This is a genomic window from Mariprofundus ferrinatatus, assembly GCF_002795825.1.
Classification (GTDB): Bacteria; Pseudomonadota; Zetaproteobacteria; order Mariprofundales; family Mariprofundaceae; genus Mariprofundus; species Mariprofundus ferrinatatus.
Map to the genome: position 1 here is coordinate 759,281 of NZ_CP018800.1, position 16,721 is coordinate 776,001.

Annotated in this window: 19 protein-coding genes; 8 read left to right on the plus strand and 11 right to left on the minus strand. The window is 52.9% G+C overall.

Translation table 11 applies throughout. The features are described from left to right. Nucleotides 1–135: 135 nt before the first annotated feature. Nucleotides 136–486, plus strand: a complete 351-nt coding sequence (locus tag Ga0123462_RS03695; protein ID WP_100265056.1) for a RidA family protein — start codon at nucleotides 136–138, stop codon at nucleotides 484–486. Between the two features lie 10 nt (nucleotides 487–496). Here Ga0123462_RS03695 and Ga0123462_RS03700 read toward each other — a convergent pair whose 3' ends face one another. From Ga0123462_RS03700 to hemL, 6 genes are all read right to left on the minus strand, one after another. Next, nucleotides 497–2,101: a cation:proton antiporter family protein gene (locus tag Ga0123462_RS03700; RefSeq protein WP_100265057.1), complete on the minus strand. Its 1,605-nt coding sequence runs from the start codon at nucleotides 2,099–2,101 to the stop codon at nucleotides 497–499. A 36-nt stretch (nucleotides 2,102–2,137) separates the two neighbouring features. Then, entirely contained in the window at nucleotides 2,138–2,482 is a 345-nt protein-coding gene (locus Ga0123462_RS03705; protein ID WP_100265058.1) for a 5-carboxymethyl-2-hydroxymuconate Delta-isomerase, read from the minus strand. 90 nt (nucleotides 2,483–2,572) lie between these two features. After that, on the minus strand, nucleotides 2,573–3,442 hold the full coding sequence (locus tag Ga0123462_RS03710; protein WP_100265059.1) for a glycerol kinase: 870 nt from the start codon (nucleotides 3,440–3,442) through the stop codon (nucleotides 2,573–2,575). A 17-nt stretch (nucleotides 3,443–3,459) separates the two neighbouring features. Then, entirely contained in the window at nucleotides 3,460–3,774 is a 315-nt protein-coding gene (locus Ga0123462_RS03715) for a phosphoribosyl-ATP diphosphatase (protein WP_100265060.1), read from the minus strand. Beyond that, nucleotides 3,771–4,127, minus strand: coding sequence for a phosphoribosyl-AMP cyclohydrolase (gene hisI, locus Ga0123462_RS03720; RefSeq protein ID WP_100265061.1), 357 nt, complete (start codon nucleotides 4,125–4,127; stop codon nucleotides 3,771–3,773). Before hisI ends, Ga0123462_RS03715 begins: the two co-directional genes overlap by 4 nt. Next, nucleotides 4,124–5,419, minus strand: coding sequence for a glutamate-1-semialdehyde 2,1-aminomutase (gene hemL, locus Ga0123462_RS03725; protein WP_418287833.1), 1,296 nt, complete (start codon nucleotides 5,417–5,419; stop codon nucleotides 4,124–4,126). Before hemL ends, hisI begins: the two co-directional genes overlap by 4 nt. A 223-nt stretch (nucleotides 5,420–5,642) precedes the next feature. On the opposite strand from hemL, the gene Ga0123462_RS03730 reads away from it, so the two are divergent. Then, nucleotides 5,643–6,500, plus strand: a complete 858-nt coding sequence (locus Ga0123462_RS03730; RefSeq protein ID WP_100265063.1) for an HDOD domain-containing protein — start codon at nucleotides 5,643–5,645, stop codon at nucleotides 6,498–6,500. Next, the gene (locus Ga0123462_RS03735) at nucleotides 6,497–7,378 is read left to right on the plus strand and encodes an MBL fold metallo-hydrolase (protein WP_100265064.1); all 882 of its coding nucleotides are present in this window, start codon (nucleotides 6,497–6,499) and stop codon (nucleotides 7,376–7,378) included. Before Ga0123462_RS03730 ends, Ga0123462_RS03735 begins: the two co-directional genes overlap by 4 nt. Nucleotides 7,379–7,520: 142 nt before the next feature. Here the strand turns inward: Ga0123462_RS03735 and Ga0123462_RS11330 are convergent, their stop codons facing one another. The 4 genes from Ga0123462_RS11330 to dtd form a co-directional block, all read right to left on the minus strand. Continuing rightward, complete coding sequence (locus tag Ga0123462_RS11330; RefSeq protein ID WP_157821261.1) at nucleotides 7,521–7,670, minus strand: hypothetical protein; 150 nt, start codon at nucleotides 7,668–7,670, stop codon at nucleotides 7,521–7,523. A 188-nt stretch (nucleotides 7,671–7,858) separates the two neighbouring features. Then, a complete protein-coding gene (locus Ga0123462_RS11630) occupies nucleotides 7,859–7,933 on the minus strand; it encodes an Hsp20/alpha crystallin family protein (RefSeq protein ID WP_157821350.1) in 75 nt (24 codons plus the stop codon). 34 nt (nucleotides 7,934–7,967) lie between these two features. After that, nucleotides 7,968–9,425 carry an SLC13 family permease gene (locus Ga0123462_RS03740; RefSeq protein ID WP_100265065.1) on the minus strand — a complete coding sequence of 486 codons (1,458 nt, stop codon included), beginning with the start codon at nucleotides 9,423–9,425 and terminating at the stop codon, nucleotides 7,968–7,970. 113 nt (nucleotides 9,426–9,538) lie between these two features. Continuing rightward, complete coding sequence (gene dtd / locus Ga0123462_RS03745) at nucleotides 9,539–9,976, minus strand: D-aminoacyl-tRNA deacylase (protein WP_100265066.1); 438 nt, start codon at nucleotides 9,974–9,976, stop codon at nucleotides 9,539–9,541. On the opposite strand from dtd, the gene Ga0123462_RS03750 reads away from it, so the two are divergent. From Ga0123462_RS03750 to Ga0123462_RS03770, 5 genes are all read left to right on the plus strand, one after another. After that, nucleotides 9,975–11,120: a polysaccharide deacetylase family protein gene (locus tag Ga0123462_RS03750; protein WP_157821262.1), complete on the plus strand. Its 1,146-nt coding sequence runs from the start codon at nucleotides 9,975–9,977 to the stop codon at nucleotides 11,118–11,120. The genes dtd and Ga0123462_RS03750 overlap by 2 nt on opposite strands. Before the next feature lie 54 nt (nucleotides 11,121–11,174). Beyond that, nucleotides 11,175–12,437: an MFS transporter gene (locus Ga0123462_RS03755; protein WP_100265068.1), complete on the plus strand. Its 1,263-nt coding sequence runs from the start codon at nucleotides 11,175–11,177 to the stop codon at nucleotides 12,435–12,437. Beyond that, nucleotides 12,434–13,027, plus strand: coding sequence for a LemA family protein (locus Ga0123462_RS03760; RefSeq protein WP_100265069.1), 594 nt, complete (start codon nucleotides 12,434–12,436; stop codon nucleotides 13,025–13,027). The genes Ga0123462_RS03755 and Ga0123462_RS03760 overlap by 4 nt, the downstream gene beginning before the upstream one ends. Nucleotides 13,028–13,178: 151 nt before the next feature. Then, entirely contained in the window at nucleotides 13,179–15,110 is a 1,932-nt protein-coding gene (locus Ga0123462_RS03765) for a M48 family metallopeptidase (RefSeq protein ID WP_100265070.1), read from the plus strand. A 138-nt stretch (nucleotides 15,111–15,248) separates the two neighbouring features. Then, on the plus strand, nucleotides 15,249–15,701 hold the full coding sequence (locus Ga0123462_RS03770) for a cyclic nucleotide-binding domain-containing protein (RefSeq protein WP_100265071.1): 453 nt from the start codon (nucleotides 15,249–15,251) through the stop codon (nucleotides 15,699–15,701). A gap of 100 nt (nucleotides 15,702–15,801) precedes the next feature. Here the strand turns inward: Ga0123462_RS03770 and Ga0123462_RS03775 are convergent, their stop codons facing one another. Further along, a complete protein-coding gene (locus Ga0123462_RS03775) occupies nucleotides 15,802–16,710 on the minus strand; it encodes a PDC sensor domain-containing protein (protein ID WP_100265072.1) in 909 nt (302 codons plus the stop codon). Between the last annotated feature and the right edge of the window lie 11 nt (nucleotides 16,711–16,721).

Consider the following 16,721-nt stretch of genomic DNA (forward strand, 5'->3'; position numbering starts at 1 on the left):
ATGGGTGAGCAAATCAGATACTTCAAGAGATGTATCTGATTTGTAAGGAAAGTGAAAACCGCGCTTTTCGCTTTCCGTAGAGTAAAAAGATCAGGATGGACTTTTTACGGATCAATAAAGCTAAGGTGAAGAACAATGATTGAACGCTTGGAAACAAAACAGCGCATGAGCAGGGTCGTTAAACACAACGGCACGATCTATCTCTGCGGTCAGGTCTGCAAGGATGCCGAGCAGGGGATCAGGGAGCAGACCCAGACGATGCTCGATAAGGTCGATGAGCTGCTGATAAAGGCGGGCAGCGACAGGAGGCATATCCTCTCTGCAACGATCTATATCAAGGATATGAAGTACTTCGCCGAGATGAACGAGGTGTGGGACAACTGGGTGCCGGAGGGAGATGCCCCAGCCCGCGCCTGTGTTACCGCCAACATGGCACGCGAAGCGCTGCTGGTGGAAATCTCAGTCATCGCTGCTGAAATTGTTTGACGGGCTCTGGCTATTTACCCATCAAAGCCTCCAGCTCTTTAGCAAAGCCCAGGCCTGCCTCCGTGTAGATGTTGAAAGTAAGGTCGACACCCACAGCTTTCAGAGCATCTTCCTCATCCCTGAACTTTGTCGTGGCAGCGATGCGACCCTGGTATCCCATCTCTTTAAGTCGCATTGCAGCACTCATATTGGCTTTTTGTGACGGCAGGGTCAGTAATACCCATTCAAGTTCGTCGAGCAGCTCAGGAGCACGTGTCCAGAAATCGGGGTTGGTCGCATCGCCGCTGACAACATTTTTCCCCTCTGCAGCGTGTTTTATCGCCTTATCCTGCTCAATCTCCACGCCGACCAGAGTGGCAGCGTAGTCCGGCTCTAATACGTTGTAGGCAGCCGTACCCATGCGCCCCATGCCGAACACCACCACCTTAATGCCACGTAATGCCAGGTTCTCTTCACCGGGAAGGCGCTCTGAGCGTTCGAACCGTTTAAGCCAGGGGCACCATCTCTGGTAGAGGCTGTCCCGGACATTCACCAGCGGAGCTGAAACGATAAATGAGATCGACATGACAACAGCAAAGACAGCCAGCCACTCTTTTGGCAACCATCCTGCAGAGGCAGCTATAGCACCGACAATCAGGCCGAACTCGCTGTAGTTCGCAAGGTTGAATGAAGCGCGCAATGCGGTGCCGGATCTGAGGCGGAACAGGTTAAAGAGTCCGAAATAGATCGCAGTTTTCAGTGGCAGGATCAGGATGAACAGCAATGCAATGAGCACTTCGCTCCAGCCCGGAAGTGCAGTCATGCCTACGCTGAGGAAGAAGCCCACCAGGAACAGCTCCTTGAGACCAAGCAGGGCTTTCGAAAGCTCATTGGCCTTGGCGTGGTTGGCAAGCAGCATTCCGAATACCAGTGCCCCGACATCCGCCTTGATACCGACCAGTTCAAAGATATCCGCGCCGACCAGTGCCATAGCAATACCAAACAGAATAAGCAGTTCACCATGGCCGACTCTGTCGAGGATTCTGAAGATCAGGAAGCGCAGGGGAATCAGCCCAATCAATGCCAGCGCCCATATCGTAGGCAACTTGCCCATTGAGGCGGCAATAAACACGACGGCTGCAATGTCCTGCACCACCAACAGGCCAATAGCGATTTGCCCGTGCCTGGCATTCGTTGCACCCGTTTCATCAAGAATCTTCACCGCAAACACGGTGCTGGAGAAAGAGACGGCGAAGCCGATAAGCAGGGCCGTAGCCATATCAACACCGGAAATAAGCGGCAGGGCGGTATAGGAGAGCAGTACGATGATGGTGGCGACCAGAATCGTGATCAGGCCCATGTGTAGTGTAGCCACCCCCCATATCTCGGGTCTTATTAATGACTTTATCTTGAGCTTCAGGCCGATAGAGAAGAGAAGCAGTGTGATGCCGAGGTCGGCCATGACTTTAAGGAATTCACCACCTTCGGCTCCCAGGGCATTGAGCAGAAATCCTGCTGCCAGAAAGCCAACCATCGGTGGCAGCCCTATCCTGCTGATCACCAGGCCGCACAGGAAAGCGGTCGCTATCCAGAGCGGGTCACTGTAATGAATGGAGAGGAGGATTTGCGATTCCATACTCTATCGTGGACTCTTTAGTTTCAGCTGTAAACGTTATGTTGGAACATGCTTACCATAGGAGTCGCGATCCATATCGATGATTTCGACGGTTGCGACTGCGACCGGAAGAGTCAGAGGTTCAAGCCCTGCAAGAATCACCTCGGAGAGCTGTTTTTTGTTATCTGCATCCCGGCCCGATTTTATGCGTGCCTGAATATGGATATAGGGATCGCTTCCGCCTGCGTTGGTGAAATGCCTGAAAGAATAGGCGCGTGTTTTAACCTGATCGGCTTTAAACAGGCCACTCGCTGCAATGGATTGATGCATCGTTTGCAGAACGAGATCCACTGACTTGTCATCAACAACTCCTTCCGGGTATTCAACAGTTATATGCGGCATTGATTTTTCCTCAATTCAGTTTGTAAAAAAGTATCCTGTCACGTTTTCTCTAGCATTTTCTATTTTCAGAAAGTGTTAGTGATTGATAAGTCAGTATGCTTTAACCCCAAATTTCAGGAGCATTCGAGGTAGAACGTCATCAAGGTTTTGGACATCCTGATCCTGAAGTTCGATAAGGTTGAACCCGTATTTCTTGTATATCTCAATTTTCTCTTTTTTTCGATTTAAGTACTTTGAGTCATTTTCATAACCCCAATACTCAATATAGACCTTTCCAGTCGGGATATAGAAGTCGCAATAAACATTCTCTTCTACTGGTAGCTTTCTTTCGTAGGCGTGAACGATTTCTGCCATATATAACCAGTTGTCTATCAACATTTCAGCTTTTGACCTGACAAAGTGGCCATCGGTTGCACGCTGTTTGGCTTCAAACTTCTCTCGAAATTCAACCTTCTTGGCAGGTGACATTTCTGATTCACCTTTTACTTCCTGAATAGAGTCGAGAAAAGGTTTCTTAGAGATGATGGTTTCTGGCCAGCGAACAAATGGAATGCCGGATTTGAGGTCTTCATCCTGAATGCCACCCTGTTTAATACCCTGTTCGGTAATTTTCCAACCTTTCAGATATTTGGTGATCCAGCCGAGTTCGGAGAAGATGGAGTTTATTTTGTTGGCTGTAAGGCCATACATGGTGCCCAGAGCTTTGGCAGTTAATCGGGTATCTTTCTGAATTTCTATCGTTGGGGCTGAAGCCATGGAAGAGGGCCATGCGATATAACGTCCATACTTCTTACTATCTACATATTGTCCGCCAATTTTTTCCCCTAATGAGGTAAGAATCCATTGGTCATCGCTTTTCTCAAGAAGACCATCTTTAAGAAACTTACTAAATAACTCTTTCGAAGGAATCCCGATCTGTTTTGCCAGCGCAGATGTTGAACGAAGCTTGATTTCTGACATTAGAAACCCCTTTCGGTCTATTTTCTTGATGCCTTTTCGTCGTGGCCGGAGACGCCGAAGCGGCGGGCCAGTTCATTGAGAACATCGTCCGGACTTAAGCCTTTCTGGGCCAGCATCACCATGCTGTGAAACCAGAGGTCGGCGGTTTCGTAGATGATGTTATCGCGATCATCATTTTTAGCGGCGATGATCGTCTCCACCGCCTCTTCACCGATCTTCTCCAGCATCTTGTCCGGTTTGGCGTAGAGCGATGCCACATAGGAGGCGTCGGGCGATTCGGATTTGCGTGCCTCAAGAATGGCTGCCAGTTCTTTCAGGATATCGTTACTCATTTCAGGGGCTCCTCGTTGATCGCCCACTCTCCATCCTCAGCCTTCTTATAGAAGCAGGACTTGCGGTTGGTGTGGCAGGCGGGGCCGGTCTGCTCGATGATGAGCAGCATCGTGTCGCCATCGCAGTCGAGGAACATGTCGATCACCTTCTGCACATGACCGGAGGACTCACCCTTCATCCACTGCTTCTGGCGCGAACGGGAGTAGTAGTGGGCGAAGCCGGTCTCAATCGTCTGATTGACCGCCTCCGCGTTCATCCACGCCATCATCAGCACACGCCCTGTAGCTGCATCCTGTGCAATGGCGGGAACAAGCCCCGCATCATTAAATTTGATGGCGTCGAGTAGGCTCATGCGGTCAGCTTCGCGAGAGCACGGCCTGCTGCGGCGATGGTGTTTTCCACATCCTCATCGGTGTGGGCAGCGGACATGAATGCTGCCTCGTATTGCGATGGGGCAAGGTAAACTCCCTCATCAAGCATGGCATTGAAGAACTTGCCGAAGAAGGCGAGGTCACAGTGGTTGCTTACATCCGAGCAGCATGTGACCGCATCCAGTTCGGTAAAGAAGACGGTGAACATGGCTCCGACCTGATTGGCAACTGCAGAGACGCCTGCAGCTTTGCATCCCTCAAGCAGCCCCTCAACCAGACGCGTGGTCTTGCGCTCCAGCTCTTCGTAGAAGCCCGGCGCACGCAGGCGTGAAAGGGTTTCAAGACCTGCACGCATCGCCAGTGGATTGCCGGAGAGGGTGCCCGCCTGATAGACCGGTCCATCCGGTGAAATCTTACGCATAATCTCTTCGCGACCGCCGTAGGCGCCGACCGGCAGACCGCCGCCGATAATTTTACCGAGGCAGGTGAGATCTGGCATGATGCCGAAACGCTCCTGAGCTCCGCCGGCGCCGACACGGAAACCGCACATCACCTCATCAAAAATAAGCAGAGCCCCCTCGGCATCGCAGATATCGCGCAGCTGCTGCAGGAAGCCGTTATCGTTGAGCAGCATTACGCCGGTATTGCCAGGTACGGGCTCGACAATAATGCAGGCGATCTCGCCCTTGTTCTCGGCGAAGAGGTTTTTCACCGCATCGATATCGTTGAACGGGGCGGTGAGTGTCAGCTTGGCGTAATCGGCAGGTACACCGGCAGAGTCAGGTTCGCCGAAAGTGGCAGCGCCTGAACCGGCTTTGACAAGGAAGCCGTCGGCATGGCCGTGATAACCGCCGTCGAACTTGATGAACTTGTCACGACCGGTGTATCCGCGCGCCAGCCGCAGGGCACTCATGGTTGCCTCCGAACCGGAGTTGACGAAGCGGACCACCTCGATCGAGGGGACCATGTCGATGACCAGCTGTGCCAGATCGATCTCCAGTTCACACGGCGCGCCGAAGCTCATGCCGAGGGCTGCGGTCTCCTGGACGCCTTTGACTACATCCGGATGGGTGTGACCAAGAATCATCGGTCCCCATGAACCGACATAATCGATGTACTGGTTGCCATCAACATCCCAGACATATGCACCCTCTGCGCGGGCAAAAAACCGTGGCGTGCCGCCAACCGATTTAAATGCGCGCACCGGCGAGTTGACGCCGCCAGGCAACAGTTTGCGCGCCTGCTCAAAATCTTTTTGCGACCGGGTGATGATAGACATGAGAAATCCTTGGTTATAAATGTGCCGAGACGTTAGAAAGCGGGCTTAGTTATGTCAATGTTAGGGGTGTTTTTGCTATATCGAATTGCAGTTGTTGCTTCGCAATTCAAGCCTCACGCTCTTGGCAGGCGAGGCTTAACTTATGCGCGGCTGGTAGAGACTCCTGAAGGTGTTATGATCACAGCCCTTGCGATACTATTCTTGCTTTGAGGACAGGATGACCACGAACAGTAGTGAAGATCTGAAACAGCGTTTAACAGAAATGGTGGACTCTATGCCTGCATTTCCTGAAAGCGTGTGCAGGATTATAGAGATAACCAGCGATATCAACTGCTCCCCCAAGGAGCTGGTGAAGGTGGTTGAACGCGATCCGGTGATGACCATGAAAATTCTCAAGATGGTGAATTCGGCATTTTTTGCTCTCGCCCGCAATGTTTCATCGGTTCAGCATGCTCTGGTCTATCTTGGTTTGAATACGATCAAGAATCTGGCTGTCAGTATTGCCACGATTGAGTCTCTGCCGAGACAGAGCATCCCTGAACTCAAAATGTCGGATTTCCTGGTGCATTCACTCGCTACTGCGTCAGTCGCCCAGTGGCTTGCCAAAAACCAACTTAACATCCGTGATGCTTCGGATCACTTTGTCGGCGGCCTGCTGCATGATTTTGGCAAAGCGGTATTTATCCAGTTTGAACCTGCTACCTACGGTAAACTTATACTTGAAGCGAAAGCGATGAACCTACCCCTGGCGCAAGTTGAAATGGAGCATCTGGGTGTTTCAAGTGCGGAAGTAGGGGCGTTGCTTGCCGAGAAGTGGCAACTGCCTGAGCAATTGGTGAATTGCATCAGAACACAGCTTGAGTGCAATAAGGAGTCATCCGATCTGGTATTGACCGTGGCGGCAGCAAACACCGTGGTGAAGGCGATGCACCTTGGTGATAACGGCGACCCCTACATTGGTGGCTTTTCCGACGTGATGAGCAGCCGTCTGGGATGTAACCTTGAAGATGTGGTGGCGCAGATGCAGGGGCTGCCAGATGAAGTGAACAGGCTTCTCAGCATGGTGCGCGGATGAAGGTCACCTTCTGGGGCGTGCGCGGTTCAATCCCGTCTCCGGGGCCCAAGACGGTTCGGTATGGTGGCAATACGACCTGTATCGAAGTCAGAACCGATGATGGCCAGCTGATTATTCTCGATGCCGGAACCGGCATATTTCCGCTGTCGCAGACCTTGTTTAGCGAGTTCCCGCTGCACGCCCACATTTTCAATACCCATCCTCACTGGGATCATATCCAGGGCCTGCCATTTTTTATTCCGCTGTTTGTACCGAACAATCGTGCAACCATTTATGGGGCTTATGATCCGATCACCCAGAACAGCATTGAAGAGATACTCAGGGTCCAGCTTCAGTACCGGTTTTTTCCGATCCGCGAATGTGAACTCAATGCAAAAATTGATTATGTATCGCTGAGAGAGAGTGAGAAGGCCACCATCGGTGAGGTGTCTATCACCCCGGTACTTCTGAACCATCCGGTGGTCAACTTCGGCTACAGGATCGATTGCCGCGGAAAGTCTCTGTTCTTCACTGGTGATTTCGAAAGCCCTTACAACATCTATGATCCGGAAGATGATGAGTTCGAGATGTATCAATCTCTTCTGGATCAGAAAGAGGCCCAGGTTCTTGAACAGATTCACGGTGTGGATCTGCTGATTGCCGACTCATCTTACACCGAGGCGGAGTACCCGGCCAAGAAAGGGTGGGGGCACGGTACCTTCCAGAGCTGTATGAAGCTGGCAGAGAAAGCAGAGGCAAAACAACTGATCCTGACCCACCACGAACCAACGCGCAGTGATGACGCACTGGAAGCGGCTTTTCAGGAAGCCATGGAGAACTATACTGCTGATGTGCCGGAGATCGCGCTGGCGAGAGAGGGGTTATCCCTCGAATGGTAGAGGCATTTATCCGGGCATAGCCAAAATAGAGAGGCCCTCTGCCTGTAGCAGAGGGCCTCTTGCTTTATGACATTGAAGGCGGAGAGGAGGTCACCATCTCCATGTCACGATGGAATCTTATGCTGCGAGCAATTCGACACGATTAATCGTCCCACTCTTCCCACTCATCCCATTCGTCCTGATTACGTTTCTTCTTCTGCTTCAGCGCAAAGCGCTGGCTGTGTTTTAGTTTGTCGAAATTTGGAGCTTCGCTCTTTTCCCAGATTGAGTAATCAAACGCTTGATGACCCATATATGCTTCTCTCCTGACATGACGTCACTGAATATCTAGGCGGCTATTACAACCGCAAGCGAATTCTTGAGGGGATTGAATCGGTGAGTAAATCAATAATATTTGATTAGGATGATCGAAATGATTGGATGAAAACAACGAACCGGTCTGCATAGCAGCCCGGTCGTTTTCAGCGGGGTTCTCTATGGTCAGTCAATGGAGATCGAGCGTGCTTTGGCACTCTCTCGTTTTGGCAGGCGTACCTCCAGCACGCCGTTGTTCATCGAAGCCTGAAAGTTTAAGGGGTAAATATATTATTTAGATAGCGGGAAGCAGCGGTCGCAGGAAATAGACTACAGTCGTCACAACGACAATCATGATCAGATTCAGGCGGATGCCTGCCCTGACCATGGCATGCATCGGTACCAGCCCTGATCCGAAGATAATGGCATTTGGCGGGGTGGCCACCGGCAACATGAAGGCGCAGGAAGCGCCAATAGTGGCCACAAGCATTACCGACATTGCATCAAGGCCGTTGGCAAGACTGGCCGCAGCAAGAATCGGCAGCATCACCTGCGTGGTTGCGGTGTTACTGGTGATCTCGGTCAGGAAGATGATAACCACTGCAACAGCCAGCATCATCAGTGGAAGGGGTACGCTTTTGAGGAACTCCAGCTGTTCACCAATCCAGAAAGAGAGACCGGATTGCTGCATGCCAAAGGCGAGAGCAAAGCCGCCGCCGAAGAGCAATACAATATCCCAGGGTAGCTTGGAGAAGGCTTCACGGCCGAGAATCGGCTGATTGTCTTCGCTGCGAAAGAGAAAAAGCAGCGAAGCCATGAAGATGGCAACGGTACCGTCATCCACACCTTTGTAGGGGAGGAGGGAGGCCCAGCCGGGGATATCAAGCCCTTCGCTCTGTATACCTGAACGGGTCATCCAGAGCAGTGCGGTAGTGGTCAACACCCAGGCGACCAGTTTCTCTTCCCGACGGCTGGGGCCCAGTGCCGTCAGCGCCTTTTTTAACTGACTCCCATCCGATCCTTTCCATGGCAGCTTGGCGAGTTGCGGTCCAAGCACGATAAACAGGACCACAAGCCCTGCAATCATCATCGGAATACCGACCATCATCCACTCGAGGAAGGAGGGGACGGCATTGGGAAGACTGATGCGCATATTCTCGAGAAAAACCAGATTGGGGGGTGAGCCGACAGGTGTGCCCATGCCGCCGATATTGGCGGAGTAAGCGATAATCAGCAGGAAGGTGGCAGCCATGGGTCCGACCTCCTCGGCATCGTGCTCCTCCATCAACCGTTTCAGCAGCGGCAAGGCGATGGTTACCATCAGCATGGCTGTGGCGGTATTGGATATCCACATCGAAAGAAATGCCGTTGCCCCGGCAAAACCCATGGCCAGTTGCAGAGGACTGGCATGCAGGCGGCTGAGCATATTCAGGGCGATGCGTTTATGCAGGCCGCAGTTCTCCATCGCCTGGGCAATCAGGAAGCCGCCGATAAAGAGAAAGATGATACTGTTGATGTAGCGTGGGGCGATCTCCTTACCCGTTGCTATACCGAGCAGGGGGAAGGCGATCAGCGGGATCAGTGCGGTCAGTCCCAGCGGAACACATTCGGATATCCACCAGATTGCCATCCAGAGTGCGACAGCCAGCATGGCAGCGGCAGCTGGGTGGTCTGTGATATCGACCAACAGAAGGCAGGCTGTTGCGACTGCAGGGCCGGTGAAAAGGGCGATGATTTTAGTGTTGATACTCAACGCATTTCCATGTTCAGGTTACTGTTTCTGGCAAGCACCGTTTCATACATGAGAAGAGCATAGAAGGTGGAGGGTTTTGCGTCCACCGCCGATTCGGCGCGCTTCTCTCAGGATCAGCTATCCAGAATAAATGTAACCGGACCATCATTGGTGAGTGTTATCTGCATATCGGCACCGAAGTGGCCGGTTTGCAGGGAGGGGAAGCGACCGGATAAGAGTTCCGCCAGTTCCAGAAACAGCCGTTCGCCTTCAGAAGGCTCTGCTGCAGTAGAGAATCCGGCCCGGGTACCCTTTTTGGTATCGGCGGCAACGGTGAAGTTGGGGACGAGCAGAATGTCGCCGCCAATATCATGGAGGCTCAGATTCATACGCCCATCCGTGTCGGGGAAAATCCGGTAACCGGTGAGCCGTTCCGCCATGCGCCGGACCGAAGTCTGGTTATCCGTTTTTTCCACACCAACAAGTGCGACAACACCTCTGCCGATTTTTTTCGCTTTGGTGTTATCGGTCACAAGCATTGCACTGCTGACCCGTTGTATGATTGCACGCATGAGTTCCCCCAAATGTCCCCTGGCGCCCTCCATTGCCTCTGCATTCTGCGGGGCGTCAGTAGCCAAGCTGTTCAGAGCCAGAACGATACTGAGCCTGCTCTTCAGTTGTATGCTCTGGTTGAATCCGGCTTATGCAGCTGAGCATGCAGTCATCCTGCTCTACCACCATGTTGCAGATGATACACCCGCAGTAACCAGTGTTAACCCGGCCGAGTTTGCCGGACACCTTGAATACCTTGAGCGTAACGGCTTTCATGTGCTACCCCTTAATGAGTTGCTCCATAAGCTTGCCGGCGGCAGTGCTCTTCCTGAGAAGAGTGTCGCCATCACCTTCGATGACGGATATCGCTCAGTCTTTAAAAATGCAGTTCCTCTGCTTAAGAAGCGGGGCTGGCCATTTGCCGTATTCGTGAACCCCACGGCCATTGACCGTGGTTACGGCGCTTACATGAACTGGGATGAGCTCAGGAAGGTCAGGTCAATGGGTGGGGAGATACTCAATCATACGGGTAGCCATGATCACCTCATCCGCAGGCGTGAAGGTGAAGCGTCAGGGGAATGGGAGAAACGGGTAACTGCCGACATCATTTCGGCGCAACGGCGTATCGAGGATGAAACCGGCCCTGCGGAGAAGATTCTTGCCTATCCCTATGGTGAGTTCTCGCTCTCGCTGAAGAGGCTTGTAGGCGAACTCGGGTATGTCGGTCTGGCGCAGCAGTCCGGTGCGCTATCCGCCACGTATGACAGCACTGCGGTGCCGCGTTTCCCGATCATGGGGAAATATGCCGGCAGCCAGTGCTTCTCTGAGCGCGTTAATGCGAGGCCCTTGCCGGTTACGATACTTCGCGGCGCGGACAATGTGCTCGCAGCTGACCAGCGCAGGCCACTGCTGCGGGCACGGATAGGTGAGGGCGGTTTTGACGCTGATTCGATTCGCTGCTACCGCTCATCCGGTGAACCGCTGAATATCAAGTGGGTCAACAGACAGATGCGGGAGTTTGAGATCATGAGTGCTGCAGACCTTGCAGGTGGGCGCAGCAAGTACAGCTGTACGGCACAGGCGCTCGACAACCCTCGCAGCTATTACTGGTACAGCCATCTCTGGATTATCCCGAAAAAGGACGGCAGTTGGCCGAAGGAGTAGTGTTCCGCACTGAATTGCCTCGCCAAACTCAAGTGTAACACTTAAATTTCACTGATGGGTAAAAGCAATCGCAAGGCGATCTATTCGTGGGCGTTATACGACTGGGCCAACTCGGCTTATACCACGACGGTGATGGCCGGCTTTTTCCCCATCTTTTTCAAACAGTACTGGGCGCATGATCTGACCGCCAACGAGTCCACCTTCTGGCTTGGCGTGGCCAATGCTGTTGCTGGACTTGTCATTGCATTGCTGGCGCCTGTGCTCGGTGCCATGGCTGACCAGGGCGGTTTGAAAAAACAGATGATGCTCTCCTTTACCTCGCTTGCCGTGGTGATGACGGCTGCCCTTTTTCTGGTTGCCGAGGGCCAGTGGCTGATGGCAGTACTGGTCTATCTTTTCGGTGCTATCGCCTTCTCCGGCGCCAATGTCTTTTACGATGCCCTGATTGTAGATGTTGCCGAGCATCATGAACTGGATCGGGTTTCCGCTCTCGGTTACGGACTCGGATATATCGGTGGCGGCATCCTGTTTGCCGTCAATGTGCTGATGACACTGCATCCGGAGTGGTTTTTTCTTGCTGACAAGGCCGAGGCGGTACGCTGGTCGTTTCTCTCAGTGGCGCTCTGGTGGGCCCTGTTTACGTTGCCCGTGGCGTTTTTCGTGCATGAAGCAGGTGGCAGCGGCCGCATGGGGCTGGTGGCATCGGCCAGAGCCGGTTTTCATCAGCTCAGTGATACCATCCATCATCTGCGCTCGCTGAAACAGGTATGGCTCTTCCTGATCGCCTATTTTCTCTATATCGATGGCGTTAATACGGTGGCCCACATGGCCGTCGATTACGGCCTCTCCCTCGGGTTTGAAGCCGATGTGCTGATTGCTGCACTTCTGCTGACCCAGTTTATCGCCTTTCCATCAGCCATTGCTGCTGGCTGGCTGGGTGAGAGGTTTGGTGCCAAGCGGGTGATTATTGCCAGCATCGCCGTCTATGCTATTGCCTGTATCTGGAGCTCGACGATGCAGAATGCCAATGACTTCTACTGGCTGGCTGCCGCCATCGGCCTGGTGATGGGCGGGATTCAGGCGTTATCACGCTCGATGTATGCACGTATCATTCCGAGGAAACAGGCGACTGAGTTCTTTGGTTTCTTCAATATGCTGGGCAAATTTGCCACGGTGTTTGGGCCCCTGTTGATGGGTGTTGCCAGCGTGGTGTCAGGGAGTGCGCGCTTCTCAATTCTTGTGATCGTTGCCCTGTTTGCGGCAGGTGCTATCGTACTCTACTATGTAGATGAACATCGTCAGGAGGTGAAATCATGACAACAGTTGTACTGGTGGTTCTTGGGGTCATCGTATTCCTCATTCTCTATATTGTGTTGGTTTATAACCGGCTGGTGAAGCTGAAAAACCGTTTCAAGAACGCATTTGCTCAGATTGATGTGCAGCTTAAACGGCGCTACGACCTGATCCCCAATCTGGTAGAGACGGCCAAGGCCTATCTGAAGCATGAGCATGAGACGCTGAAAGAGGTGATCGAGGCAAGGAATCAGGCGCTGGCTGCGATGAAAGGGGCGGAGCGTAATCCTGGCGATGCAGCGGCCATGAAATCATTGATGGGTGCAGAGGCGGCTGTTGGTGGCGCACTGCTGCATCTCAATGCGGTCATGGAGAACTATCCTGATCTGAAAGCCGATCAGACCATGGCGCAGCTCTCCGAGGAATTGACCAGCACGGAGAACAAGGTCTCCTTTGCGCGACAGGCCTATAACGACGAGGTGATGGTTTATAATACCCAGCGTGAAACCTTCCCCGATGTGATATTTGCTCCCTTCTTCGGGTTCGGAGAGGCCGCTCTCTGGCTTATCGAAGCCAAAGAAGAGAAACAGGCTCCGAAGGTAAGCTTTTCATAACCACTGCAGGTATATCAGTTGGATGAATCTCGTTGCTTGCCTGAAGTGGGCAGTCAGGGCAGGAGGAGTGAAGTTTGGGGATGCCAAATGAACAACGACTAATGCTGGCTGTATGCCTTAGGCGAACCACCGCTCCGGAGTATTCCATCCTGTGAAGGATTTCTTTGGCCAGCAGGAACAAGCCCGCCGCAACTCCGCGCGGCTGGTTGTGCTGTTTGTCTCTGCAGTTACGCTGATCGTATTTGCTGTATATCTGGCCGTCACAGCTGGGCTCTTTCTCAGCCAGATGTTCCTCACCCAGCAGAATGGCTGGCTTATTCGCGACTTCTGGGATATCGGACGTTTCATCTGGGTAGTCGGGATCACAGTTCTGGTGGTGGCAGCAGGCAGCCTCTATCGAACTCATCAGCTAAGACAGGGGGGCGGAGCGGCAGTAGCAGAGATGCTGGGAGCAAGCCGGGTACCCTCTGCGACCGACGATCCGCTTCTCAGGCGCCTCTCCAATGTGGTGGAGGAGATGGCCATTGCAGCAGGCCTTCCTGTTCCTCCCGTTTACCTGTTGCCGCAGCCCGGCATTAACGCCTTTGCTGCAGGGTTTGGTCGCTCCGATGCCGTGATTGCGGTGACCTCGGGCGCTGTCGAATTGCTCAGCCGCGATGAGTTGCAGGGAGTGATCGCGCATGAGTTCAGCCATATCCTCAATGGCGATACACGCCTGAAGATGAGTCTGATGGGGCTTCTATTCGGCATTACCCTGATCTCCGATGCCGGCATCATGCTGATGACGGCAAAACACTCGACACGCCATTACGGGCGCGATCGCGGCAGTCATCCGGCTATCATTGTGGTCGGATTCCTGATCTTTCTCGTCGGCACGATCGGCGCGGTCTTCGCCGACATGATCAAGCGGGCGGTTTCCCGCCAGCGTGAGTTTCTTGCCGATGCCGCTGCGGTACAGTTCACCCGTAATCCGGCCGGTATTGCGGGTGCCTTGAAGGTGATCGGCGGTTTCAAGGGAGGATCCCGCATCAACCATGCTGCCACTCAGCAGGCCAGCCACTTCTTTTTCGGCAATGCGGTAAAATCATGGGAGGGTAAAGATTGGTGGGCCACACATCCGCCGCTTGCAGAGCGTATCAAAAGGCTCGACCCTTCTTTTTCCGGCGAATTCAAGGCGGTCGATGCAACTGCACGAAGCAGCGCGATCATGCAGGAGGCGGTTGCCGCATTCAGTGGCAGTGAAGTGCCGAAGAGTGATGTTATCTCGGTCAAACAGGTGGTGAGTGCCATCGGCCAGCCCGATGCGGTGTCGCTTATGCAGGGAATGGGGCTGCTTGAGCGCATCCCCGAACGGCTGCGCAGGTTCGCGCACGACCCGTTCACCGCCCGGGCAATCGTTTACGGCCTGCTGCTCGACCGCGAGAAGCTGGTTCGCAGCAACCAGTTGAAATCGCTAGAAGGGGAGGCCGATGCCGGCGTGATGCGCGAGCTTCTTGATCTGCATCCACTGATCTCCGGCCTTGATCCGGAGCTGAGGATTCCACTGCTGGAGCTGCTGCTTCCGGCGCTGAAATCGCTTTCGCATCCGCAGTATCGCCAGTTCAGGAGGTGTACGGCCCTGCTGATCAAGGCGGACAAACAGCTCTCCGTATTTGAATATATGCTGCACAGGATGCTGGTGCGCCATCTGCACCCCGCCTTTGCCAAAGTGGAACCGGTATCCGTTCATTTCGATGTGGCTTCTGAAATTGCCGGGGAGGCCGGCCAGATTGTTTCCATGCTGATCCGGCAGGGGCAGCACGAAAAGCCGGAAGAGGTGTTTACACATGCCATGTCGCATCTGTTGGCCTGGCAGACCGATATTCATCCCTCTCTGGAGCTGTCCAACCTCTCTCTGCTTGACCGTGCTTTGAGCAAGGCGGAAAGGGCAACTCCGGATATCAAACGTCGGCTGGTACAGGCCTGTGTGGCAGCCGTGCTGGCCGATGGCGAGGTGAGGGTCAGTGAGTTCGAGTTGTTACGTGCGATCTGCGATGCTCTGGGTTGCCCGATGCCGCAATTTCATCTGTCAGGCTTGCCGTGAGAGGCCGCCTGGTCGGAGTTGTAGAACGTGATATGAATCAATGTTTTGTAATCTGTATCTCACTACAGTGGTGATTGATTATCCCACTCCTTACTTGGGAGAATTAGTGAATATATAGCCATATGGGAAGGATACGAAATGATTCATGAAATTGTGGATTTGATGCAGGCCATTCCGATGTTCGATAAAACAGCCGGTTCACAGCTTAATGTGATTGCGGCACATATGAATATTCTCAAGCTTGAGGAGAAAGAGCAGCTCTTTTCAGAAGGCGAGAAAAGTGACTACATGTGTTTTGTGGTCTCCGGTAAGCTTGAGGTGATTAAAAGGGCCGATAGCGGAAAACCAGTAACGGTGTCTACGCTAACCCGTGGCAGAAGTATCGGTGAAATGGCACTTCTTGATACCTACCCGCGTTCGGCCACAGTCATCGCTAAAACCCCATGTACCCTGCTTATTATTTCCCGTGAGAAATTTGACAATATTCTTGAACAGTATCCAGCTGTAGGCATCTCATTCCTGAAGGGTGTTTCAGAGATGTTGAGTCTGCAATTGCGCAAGGCATCAGGTTTGCTCGCTGATGCCTCCTGAGTCGCAGTAGCCCTTCTGTTTCCACCCGGCCAAGAAGGTTTGTCGTAAGTTTTAAGCATCACCGCCTATGACAGGTCGGATAGAGTGCCTGGATCTGAAGTTAAATATTATCTTTGATCTTTTTTGCGCACTCAGGGCACATGCCATGTGATAGCTTGGCATCAGTATGTCCATCAAAGTAGGTGGTAAGCTTAACCCACTCACCACTCTCATCCTTGATTTTTTTGCTACACCATGCACAAAGTGGAACGATGCCGCTTATTGTTTTAATCGTAGCTATGGCATTTTGCAGTTCATGGTTGCGCACTTCCAGATTGTGAATAACAGGTTCAGTTATTCGTTGAAAAAACCAGGCGCCGATGGCAACAAGCAGCAGGGTGGCAAGAACGGCCCATGTTGCGGCCTCAATAAATGGCTTTCGAATCTCCGCCATGTCAATCTTGGCCACAATGCCAAGGTTTAGGAGCGATACCGGTTCGTAAGCTGCCATTACCGTTTCACCACGATAATCGGGTCCGATGATGGTACCCGATTCTCCTCTCAGGGCTCTGCGCATCGGCTCCGCGTCTCTTGCGCTGATAGGGACGGGCTTAGGGCGGTTAAGGTCAAAATGGCGATGGTTCAGCAGGAATACGATCTGGTCGCCCTCCTGCGTTGCGAGCGTAAACTCACCGGTTTCACCGAAGCCCTGAAATTGTGCATGGGCATCCCTGATCTGGCTCAGTGTTGCTTCATAAGCAGTTTTAAATGCGCTCGATGAGGCGTACAGCCTGTCAAATTTTGCCACCGCCTCTATCAGGCGAGCCTGACTCTGCGCGGTATCAACAAGTCTTGCGCGCTCTTCCTGGAGCGCTGTTGAGTAGAGAATGAAAATCGTTAAAGAGGCTACTACCATGGCCACGCAGGCCATGATTACAACGAGAAGCCTTAAACGAGCTTCTGGTTGTTTAATACCAACCGGCTCATCCACCAGCTGCTCAGAGGTGTTGAATGGGGTGGCTTCATCCATGAATTGAGACC